The sequence below is a fragment of the Vibrio sp. RM-69-4 genome, from assembly GCF_024743775.1.
Lineage (GTDB): Bacteria > Pseudomonadota > Gammaproteobacteria > Enterobacterales > Vibrionaceae > Vibrio > Vibrio anguillarum.
Genome location: NZ_JAMQXI010000097.1, coordinates 1 through 2482, shown reverse-complemented (window position 1 = coordinate 2482; position 2482 = coordinate 1). Strand labels below are relative to the sequence as shown.

The 2482-nt window shown below is 39.0% G+C and carries 3 protein-coding genes; all 3 read right to left on the bottom strand.

Going from position 1 to position 2482, the window contains the following annotated elements; all coding sequences use genetic code 11:
• Positions 1 to 275: 275 nt before the first annotated feature.
• On the bottom strand, positions 276 to 644 hold the full coding sequence (locus NB504_RS18440; RefSeq protein WP_258429612.1) for a hypothetical protein: 369 nt from the start codon (positions 642 to 644) through the stop codon (positions 276 to 278).
• Between the two features lie 179 nt (positions 645 to 823).
• On the bottom strand, positions 824 to 1330 hold the full coding sequence (locus NB504_RS18430) for a GNAT family N-acetyltransferase (RefSeq protein WP_086467557.1): 507 nt from the start codon (positions 1328 to 1330) through the stop codon (positions 824 to 826).
• 111 nt (positions 1331 to 1441) lie between these two features.
• Positions 1442 to 2482, bottom strand: a 1041-nt coding sequence (locus NB504_RS18425) for a YaaC family protein (RefSeq protein ID WP_258429608.1), incomplete at its 5' end; no start/stop codon positions are given.

Sequence of the window (2482 nt, the reverse complement as noted above, 5' to 3'; positions counted from 1 at the left end):
AGGGTAAAAGTGCTCATTTGCCGACAACACAAAACGAATGGCCGGAGAAATCCTAAAAGATTAAACCCCTAAATTTACCTGAGTTGCATAACGCCCGCTTAAGGGGCAGACAACGCTACTACCAACTTACAGCATAACACCGTAACCACACAAACCAACGCATAGTAAAAATGCCACGCGTTGGCTGTCCCTCTTGAAGCGTTTGTTATATCTAATATTCCTAACAATCTGATTAACCTCATTTTCTTGTTAGAAAATAGCAGGCCTGTTCCTTGTTATTTATAAAAATTGATCCAGTGTTCTTTTGATTTTTCCAACCCAGAAATAACTTGCTCTAGGAAGCGCTTTAATTCAAAGAATTCATATACACCTTGTTCATCCTTACACAGTTTAGAAATGGATTTTTCCCGAAAAACGTTTGCAGGACATGGGCAAAACTCCATTTGGGCATAGGCATCATTCATGGGCATCATATAAATCATAGGTTTAACTAAAGCCAATTCATACTCACCACTCATGATTTCAGTTGTAGGAACATAAAAATCTGAACATTTTTTCCTTTGAACTGTATATGCAGTCTCATCCTGAATGTACTCTGCGATACTATCTATTAGGTCGTCCATTTTCTTTACTATATTGTCCATCTTTGTCTCTCCATCTTTACATGTCTGTCATAGTCATAAAATTAGATATAACGCTGCGTTAAGGGGTGAGTGCCGCATAAACCAAGCTTCCGCAGACCACTTTCACCACCAAAACTCACTGCAAACCAAAAATGCCACGCGGCATGAATCCCGCTTAAACGCCTTGTTATGTAACAATTTTACGCGTATTGGTAGACATGATCTGCGTACAAATGACCACCGATTTCATAAGCTTGAGGCACTATCCTATCGAGTACAAAACCCACTTTTGTAAGTACCTTTTCGGAACCAATGTTACCCTCTGTGACAACTGCACTGTATTTATCGATGCCAAACTCTGACATTGAATAATTTATGAGAGCTTGCAGTGACTCTGTACCATACCCGAGTCCATGATATTCGGGCAAAAACATAAACCCAACTTCAGCAACAGAATCGTTAACACAAAAACCTGTTATACCTACTGCTTTGTCCGTTTTGGATTCGACAACAACCAAACATAGCCAATGCTTCGACTTTACAAACCAAGGTACTAATCGAGATTTAAATTTACTCTCAATTTCTGACTTTGGCAGTTCATCGAAACAAAGTGAAATTACACTAGGATTCGTATGGAGTTGCAGAAATAAAGGCCAGTCATTTTCCGATAATGGCTTCATCCGCAGCCTTTCAGATACTACTTCCATTTAGCTGAACTCTCCTTGTTACATAACGCCGCATTAAGGTGTGAGCGACGCTTGGCTATACTTGAGCGAAGCGAAACTGCCAAGCGTTGCGAATCACTCTTAAATGCTTTGTTATGTTTTTGGTTTAGCCCTTTGTTCAACAAGCTCCATAACCAGTTCTGGAAATGTATTTTCTACTAGTTGCTGAGCCTTATAAATTGCTGGCCAAAGTATATCCCCTTTGCCGCCTTGAACTAGAGACACCCAATAAGTAGGGAAATATCTTACAAGCATACTCATGTAAAAAGAAGAAATGTACAGCAGACAAATTTCAGATAGCTGCCCTTTACCACCGATAGGTGGAGACATTGCAAGCCTCGGGATAGACCCAAATTGTTTGTTTAAAAATGAATGCGTAAATAAAGCAGTTTTATGTGAGAAAACTTCAGTTGTCGCTTTTATGTTTTTTTCGCTAACGATTTCATACCCTAGACTTTCAAACTGTTCACGAACGCATTCAGAAATAGAAGTTGCCACAGATGCATTTAAACCTGATTCAGAATTATAAGTCATTTCGTTTACAAAAATTGACATTGACGTATGCCCTGCGATTTTCAACTCATGAATTAAGTCAGGCAATCTAGTAAGCACATCACCAAAGCTCATTGATAAATCACTTGCTGGTTTATCATAATTTAGCGACCAATCTACGCCTGAAGACCTTACATGAACACATGACATATTGCTGGTACCATCCAAAAGATCGACAAACAAGCCTTTGCATAAATGAACTTTTAAATCTAAAAGACCTTCAAGTCCTTTATGTAACTCACCCGAGAAATTTTTCCTCCAATCTTCTGCGGTCAAACCATGCCCTGCAGTAAGAGTTTCTTCACCACCTTGAGTTTTTAAAAGTAAAATAAGCGCACGACTTAAGCTAGCAACGCCGTAGAATGTGAGCAAAGGACGAACAGAATAATTGGATGAAAAGGCGTTACGAAAATATTCTCTCGCTTGCTTAGCCGCATTATTTATTGCAATAGTTCTATTAGCAGAAAGCTTCCTATTGTGAATCTGTGTATAAAGCCTATCGACTGCATCTCGACTCTCCAATACAAGCAGCCTTTGCCAAACCTTGCTATCCAATATAACCACCTCAAATTTAAATAAAAA